The organism is Actinoplanes sp. NPDC026670, assembly GCF_040638175.1.
Lineage (GTDB): Bacteria > Actinomycetota > Actinomycetes > Mycobacteriales > Micromonosporaceae > Actinoplanes.
In genome coordinates this window covers 133,939-140,882 of record NZ_JBEZXU010000027.1, presented here as the reverse complement: position 1 = coordinate 140,882, position 6,944 = coordinate 133,939, and the positions used below count along the sequence as shown (strand labels likewise).

Annotated in this window: 6 protein-coding genes; 4 read left to right on the top strand and 2 right to left on the bottom strand. The window is 71.8% G+C overall.

Annotated features, from left to right (window positions below; genetic code table 11):
• Positions 1-453: 453 nt before the first annotated feature.
• On the bottom strand, positions 454-1,761 hold the full coding sequence (locus AB0E94_RS26065; protein WP_360330635.1) for a ribonuclease D: 1,308 nt from the start codon (positions 1,759-1,761) through the stop codon (positions 454-456).
• Between the two features lie 146 nt (positions 1,762-1,907).
• Here AB0E94_RS26065 and AB0E94_RS26060 point away from each other — a divergent pair, with 146 nt between their 5' ends.
• Complete coding sequence (locus tag AB0E94_RS26060) at positions 1,908-2,888, top strand: trypsin-like peptidase domain-containing protein (protein ID WP_360330632.1); 981 nt, start codon at positions 1,908-1,910, stop codon at positions 2,886-2,888.
• A gap of 124 nt (positions 2,889-3,012) precedes the next feature.
• Here AB0E94_RS26060 and AB0E94_RS26055 read toward each other — a convergent pair whose 3' ends face one another.
• Positions 3,013-3,579, bottom strand: coding sequence for a DUF3000 domain-containing protein (locus tag AB0E94_RS26055; protein ID WP_360330629.1), 567 nt, complete (start codon positions 3,577-3,579; stop codon positions 3,013-3,015).
• 82 nt (positions 3,580-3,661) lie between these two features.
• On the opposite strand from AB0E94_RS26055, the gene hemE reads away from it, so the two are divergent.
• The 3 genes from hemE (at position 3,662) to hemQ (ending at position 6,935) form a co-directional block, all read left to right on the top strand.
• Complete coding sequence (gene hemE, locus AB0E94_RS26050; protein ID WP_360330626.1) at positions 3,662-4,696, top strand: uroporphyrinogen decarboxylase; 1,035 nt, start codon at positions 3,662-3,664, stop codon at positions 4,694-4,696.
• Between the two features lie 155 nt (positions 4,697-4,851).
• The gene (gene hemG / locus AB0E94_RS26045) at positions 4,852-6,237 is read left to right on the top strand and encodes a protoporphyrinogen oxidase (RefSeq protein WP_360330623.1); all 1,386 of its coding nucleotides are present in this window, start codon (positions 4,852-4,854) and stop codon (positions 6,235-6,237) included.
• Complete coding sequence (gene hemQ / locus AB0E94_RS26040) at positions 6,234-6,935, top strand: hydrogen peroxide-dependent heme synthase (RefSeq protein ID WP_360330620.1); 702 nt, start codon at positions 6,234-6,236, stop codon at positions 6,933-6,935. The genes hemG and hemQ overlap by 4 nt, the downstream gene beginning before the upstream one ends.
• Positions 6,936-6,944: the final 9 nt, after the last annotated feature.

The following is a 6,944-nucleotide window of genomic DNA, read 5'->3' as shown; positions in this document are numbered from 1 at the left end:
CGGCCAGATCTTGCATGAGTCACTCGTAGATCACCGGTGCCGAACCCTACCGATACCAACCCCTCCCGGAACCGGCCCACCTATAGAAGCGTCGCTGTCGGCGTGGAGAACCGTGCAAGATCTACCAGGCTGAATGTGGACAAATCGGCCGGGCAAACGACATTTTCGTCCTCGGGTCGGCGTCTCAGTCGCCTGCGTGGCCGGTGCGATAGCCCGAAGGCTCGGCGGGAAGAGATCGCGGAGGTTCGGCGGGAAGAGATCGCGGAGGCTCGGTGGGGAGGCGTCGCGGAGGCTCGGCGGGAAGACGTCGCAGGGGGATTGACCCCGGATGCGGCGAAAGTCCTGAAGAAGCTTCTGCGGCAGCCGCCACCTCACAAGATCGACACGACCGCGATGATCTTGTGAGGCTGCGCCCACCGGGGGCGCAACCTCACAAGATCGTCGGCGGCGGCGTCACGCCGGGTCGGGCAGGACCTCGGACAGTTGGGCGGCCAGCAGCGTGACCTGCCAGTTGCGGGCGCCGAACCCGAGCAGCGTGTCACCGACCGTCCGCCCGCTGATCTCGTCCGGCGGTGACCACGCCAGGCGGCGGATGAAGTCCGGGCTGATCAGGTTCTCCGGGGGCAGGTTGTGCTGCTCGGCGGTGCCGACCACGACCTGCCGGCAGCGCGCCAGCCGGGCCGCCGCGACCGGGTCACGCTCGGCCCAGCGGTGCGGCGGCGGCGGGCCGTCGACCGGCTGGTTCACCGGGAGCGCGTCATCGGGCAGGGACCGCGCCTGATCGAGGGCGTCCAGCCAGATCCGGGCCAGCCGCCGCACCGAACGCCCACCGAAACCGGGTATGCCGAGCAGGGTGCGCTCGTCTTTCGGATCCGCCTCGGCCGCGGCCACTATCGCCGAGTCGGGCAGCACCCGGCCGGGCGCCGAGTCACGACGGGCGGCGACACCGTCCCGCGCATACCAGAGCGCGCGGACCCGGGACTGGGCGCGCGCCCCACGCACCCGGTGGATGCCCGAGGTGCGGCGCCACGGGTCGGGGCGGACCCGGGGCGGGCGGTCGGCGCCGGCCACCAGGGCGGCGAACTCCTCGGCCGCCCACGCCGTCTTGTCCTGCCGGTCCAGCTCGTCGGCGAGCACGTCACGCAGGTCGGTGAGCAGCTCCACGTCGAGCGCCGCATAGGTCAGCCACGACTCCGGCAGCGGCCGGGTCGACCAGTCCGCGGCCGAATGGTGTTTCTCCAGCGAATAGCCGAGCAACTGCTCGGTGAGGGCGGCCAGGCCGACCCGCTCGAACCCGGCGAGCCGGGCGGCCAGCTCGGTGTCGAACAGCCGCCGTGGCCGCATGCCGAGCTCGGCCAGGCACGGCAGGTCCTGGCTGGCGGCGTGCAGCACCCACTCGGTGTCGGCGAGTGCCGCGTCCAGGGTGCGCAGATCGTCCAGCGGCAACGGGTCGATCAGCACCGTGCCGGAACCGGCGCGGCGCAGTTGCACCAGGTAGGCCCGCTGGGTGTAGCGGTATCCGGACGCACGCTCGGCGTCCACGGCGATCGGGCCGGTGCCGCCCGACATCCGGGAGACCACGTCGGCCAGTTCGGCCGGGGTCTCCACCGGGGCGGGCGTGCCGTCACGTGGGGCGGTCAGGGGTGTCGCGGGGCGGGAATCCTCGGGACCGCCAGATGTCGGGTCGGGCGGCACAAGGTGCGGTCCGTCCCCTGCCGTGTCCGGCGAGTCCCGACGGCGCAGGGGTGCTTCGTCGGTCACTCCGTAACCGTACGGGGGTAGCACCCCCGCTGTGCGCAGCAGGGCTCCCGGCGCGTCGATTCTCGATCTTCCGGGGGGTTCATCCGTTTGCCCCTCCGGTCCGTACCACCTGTCGCAGCGCCGATACCACCGGGAGGCCGCGCCGTATGTCCAGCCCGTTCGAGCCCTTCACGCCAGCCAACGGTGGGCGCCGTGCCCAGGAGTGGAACTGGCAGGAGGAGCAGTACCAGGCGCAGGACCCGTGGGCGCAGCAACAGCAGCAGTACCAGTATCAGCAGCCGCAGTACCAGCAGCCGGTCTACGACTCGTACCCGCAGCAGCAGCAGTACCAGCAGTATCAGCAGCCCTCGCAGCTGGCCTACACCCCGCCGGAGCCGCGTGAACGCCGGAGCAAGTTCAAGCCGGTCCTCTTCGGCCTGATCACCGCACTGGTCCTGGTCTCGGGCTGGCAGGCGTTCCGGGTGGAGACCATCATCCAGAACAACAACGACATCGCCGAGGTGGTCAGCTCCTCCCAGGACCGGGTCGAGAAACTGGAGAAGCAGCAGACCTCGGCCAACTTCGACTCGGAGGGGATCGCCGAGGACGTGCTGCCCAGCGTCTTCCGGGTCCGGGCCGGCGAGTTCACCGGCACCGCGTTCGCGGTCAGCGAGGCCAATGGGCGGACCAGCCTGTTCACCAACTTCCACGTGGTAGAGGAGACGTTCGGGGACGGCGAGCGGCAGGTGACGCTGGAACGCGGCAACACCCGGATCAACGCGACCATCGTCAAGGTGGACCAGGACAAGGACCTGGCGCTGCTGCGGGCCAACCGGGAGATCAAGGCGCTCGGGATCGCGGCCGGCGACGTCAAATCCGGCCAGCAGGTGCTGGTGGCGGGCGCCCCGCTCGGTCTGGAGGACTCGGTCACCACCGGCGTGATCAGCGCGCTGCGCACCACCGAGGACGGGCCGACGATCCAGTTCGACGCACCGATCAACCCGGGCAACTCCGGCGGGCCGGTGGTCAACTCCAGCCGGCAGGTGGTCGGCATCGCCACCGCGAAGGCCCGCGACGCCGAGGGCATCGGCCTGGCCATCCCGATCGAGGTCGCCTGCGAGACGCTCGGCGCCTGCGGCAACGGCTGACATCCCCGGCGATCTTGTGGAGCTCGGCGGGACAGGTGCGCCGGAAGTCCACAAGATCGCGGCGGGCGGCGGACGCTAGACGCGCGGAGGCGGCGGAAGCTAGACGCGCAAAGGGTGGCGGGCGTCAGACGCGCAGCTGGCGGTCGCTCAGCGAGGCCACGCCCGGCGGCGGAAGGCCGGCCGTCGAGGCGAGCATCGCCAGCCACCCGCGCAGATGCGCGCCGAAATCATCCGAGGTCGGCGTCCAGGACGCCCGCACCTCCAGGTCGGCGGTCGGATCCGGGCCGGCCAGCTCACCGAACCGGGTGGACGCGGTCTGCGTGACCGTGCCGCCGATCGCCGTGTAGGCCGCCGCATACTGGTCCAGCCCGTCGGTCAGCCAGGTCCAGGCCACCGCCGGCAGCAGCGGATCGGAGGCCAGATCGTCCTCCAGCTCCGCGGTGATCAGCGTGACCAGCCGCAGGTCACCGCGCCAGGCGTCATGCCCGGCCGGATCGTGCAGCAGGATGAGCCGGCCGCTCGCCACCTCGTCACCGGCGCGGAGCACGGTGGCGCTGAGGGCGAACGAGAACGGCGCGAGCCGCTGTGGCGCGGCGATCTCCTCGAGCAGGATCTCCGGCCGCGGCGACTCCGCGCGCAACCCGGCGACGGCGCGGGTGAACGCCTCGGGGGCAGCGGAGGGGGACGCCATGGGGAAAGCCTATGCCGATCTCGCCGCCGTCCCGTGCTCGGCGCGCCGCCGGGACGATTCACTCGCGTGGCACGATGTTTCGGTGACGGTTCTTGAGGATTCCCCCTTCGTCCGGGCGTGTCGTGGTCTGCCCGTTACGCACACCCCGGTCTGGTTCATGCGGCAGGCCGGGCGCTCGCTGCCGGAGTACCGCAAGATCCGCGAAGGCGTCGGCATGCTCGAGTCGTGCCGCCGGCCGGATCTGGTCACCGAGATCACCCTCCAGCCGGTGCGCCGGCACAACGTGGACGCGGCGATCTTCTTCAGCGACATCGTGGTGCCGGTCGCGGCGGCCGGCATCGATCTGGACATCGTGGCCGGCACCGGCCCGGTGGTCGCCGAGCCGATCCGCGCCGAGTCCGATCTGGCCCGGCTGCGCCGGCTCGTCCCGGCCGATGTCGACTTCGTCACCGAGGCGATCAAGCTGCTGGTCGCCGAGCTCGGCGAAACCCCCTTGATCGGCTTCGCCGGAGCGCCGTTCACGCTGGCCAGCTACCTCATCGAGGGCGGTCCCTCACGGACCTATCTCAAGACCAAGGCGATGATGTACGGGGCACCCGACCTGTGGAACGCCCTGCTGGACCGCCTCGCCGACATCACGCTGACGTTCCTGCGCGTCCAGGTGGACGCCGGGGTCAGCGCCGTCCAGCTGTTCGACTCGTGGGCGGGCGCGCTCTCCGAGGCCGACTACCGGCGGCACGTGATGCCGCACTCGGCGAAGGTGCTGAACGGGTTGCTGGGCGCCGGTGTGCCCCGGATCCACTTCGGTGTCGGCACCGCGGTGCTGCTGGAGGCGATGGGCGAGGCGGGCGCCGACGTGGTGGGTGTGGACTGGCGCACTCCGCTGGACGACGCGACCCGGCGGATCGGCCCGGACCGCGCGGTGCAGGGCAACCTGGACCCGGCGGTCCTCTTCGCCGGCTGGGAGACCGTGGAGCGCGAGACCAGGCGTGTCCTGGCGCAGGGGAAGTCGGCCCCCGGGCACGTCTTCAACCTGGGCCACGGCGTGATGCCGGAGACCGACCCGGAGATCCTGACCCGCCTGGTCGCGCTGGTGCACGAGGTTTCCGGGTCCTAGGACCCTGCCGTTCATGCCCGACGCCCACAAGGATGTGGTCCAGAACAGGTCTGAGCGACGGCTGGCCGTCGCTCAGACAGGTTGCTTGGCCGGGGGGCGTCACAGCGGCGGACCCCGGTGGCCGGGGCCGGGCGCGACCTGGGAGTGTGAAGAGCGTGCGGAAGCGGATCGCGGTCATCGGCGGCGGCATCGCGGGCCTTGCGGCGGCGGTGCGGCTGCGGGATCTCCACCCTTCCGACACCGAGATCCTGGTGTACGAGCGGAGCACCACCCTGGGTGGCAAGCTCCAGACCGGTGAGCTGTGCGGCCGCCGGGTCGAGCGGGGCGCCGAGTCGTTCCTGAACAGTGGCTCCGACGGCGCTGTCTCGGCGGCTGTGGCACTGGCCCAGCGGCTCGGGCTCGGCGACGACCTGGTGCATCCGGCCGCCCGTCCGGCCGCGCTGGCGATCGGTGGCCGGCTGGCCCCGATTCCGGGCGGCACTCTGGTCGGGGTGCCCGGCGACCTGTCCGCGCTGGACGGTGTGGCCCGGCCGGCCAGTGGCGCCGATGTGGATCGTGGTGTCCCGCTGCTGGCGGCCGGCGCCGACGTGGCGGTCGGTGAGCTGGTCCGGGAGCGTTACGGCGACGAGGTGGTGGACCGGCTGGTCGACCCGATGCTGGGCGGCGTCTACGCGGGGCGGGCCGACCGCCTGTCCCTGCGCGTGACGATGCCGCAGCTGGCGGCGACCGCGGAGACCGAGCACACGCTGGCCAGGGCGGTCCGGGCGGCGCAGGCCCGCAGCCGGCGGGTTCCGGGGCGGCCGGTCTTCGCGGCTGTGGACGGCGGGATGAGCCGTCTGGTCAGCGCTGCCGCCTCGGCGTCAGGGGCGCACCTGGTGCTCGGGCTACCGGTGCGCGAGCTTTCCCGTACCGCTGCGGGTCGTTGGAAGTTGATCTTTGGATCGACGCCCGCGCCGCAGGTGGACGAGGTCGACGCGGTGATCCTGGCGGTCCCGGCCAAGCCGGCGGCGCGGCTGCTCGGTGACGCCGGGGCGGAGATCGCGGCCCTGGAGTATGCGAGCGTCGCGCTCGCCGCCCTGGCCCTGCCCGCGGGGACGGTGTTGCCGGAGTTGTCGGGTTTCCTGGTCCCGCCGGGCGAGGGCACGCTTGTCAAGGCGGCCACCTTCTTCACGTCGAAGTGGCCGCATCTCGCGGACGGGCCCGGCCCGGTGGTGGTGCGGGTGTCGCTGGGGCGGGCCGGCGAGGAGGAGCGGTTGCAGCTCGACGACGCGTCGCTGCTGGCCGTGGCCCGCCGGGAGCTGAGCGAGCTGATCGGCGCCGCCCTGCCGGAGCCGGACGGGTCGTGGGTGCAGCGCTGGGGTGGCGGCCTTCCGCAGTACGCGCCGGGTCACGCCGACCGGGTGGCGCGGGTGCGGGCCGGGCTGCCGGAGGGTCTGGCTCTGGCCGGGGCGGCGTTCGACGGCGTCGGGATCCCGGTGTGTGTGGCCAGTGGCGAGCGTGCGGCAGACGATGTGAGCAAGTTTCTGGAGGGGATTCGATGACCGAGCAGACCAATGCGGCCCGCATCAACGAGCTGAACGCGACGATCCGTTACACGATGTGGTCGGTGTTCCGGGTGTCGTCGCCGCTGCCGGCGCTGCGCGACGAGCTGGCCGGTGAGGTCGACGGCCTGTTCGAGCAGCTGGCCGGCAAGGATGTGACGATCCGCGGCACCTATGACGTGTCCGGGCTGCGCGCCGACGCCGACATCATGGTGTGGTGGCACTCCAGCTCGTCGGACGCGTTGCAGGACGCCTACGGGCTGTTCCGCCGCACCGCGCTGGGCCGTCACCTGGAGCCGGTCTGGTCGCAGATGGCGCTGCACCGCCCGGCCGAGTTCAACCGCAGCCACCTGCCGGCCTTCCTCGCCGGTGAGGACCCCCGCGCCTACCTGTGCGTCTACCCGTTCGTGCGCTCCTACGACTGGTATGTGCTGCCCGACGAGGAGCGCCGCGCGATGCTGGCCGAGCACGGCAAGATGGCCCGGCCGTACCCGGATGTCCGGGCCAACACGGTCGCGTCGTTCGCGCTCGGCGACTACGAGTGGATGCTCGCCTTCGAGGCCGACGAGCTGCACCGGATCGTCGACCTGATGCGTGACCTGCGGGCTTCGAAGGCGCGGCTGCACGTCCGCGAGGAGGTCCCGTTCTACACCGGCCGCCGTCGCTCGGTCACTGAGCTGGTTGCGAACCTGCCTTAGCTTGCTGGC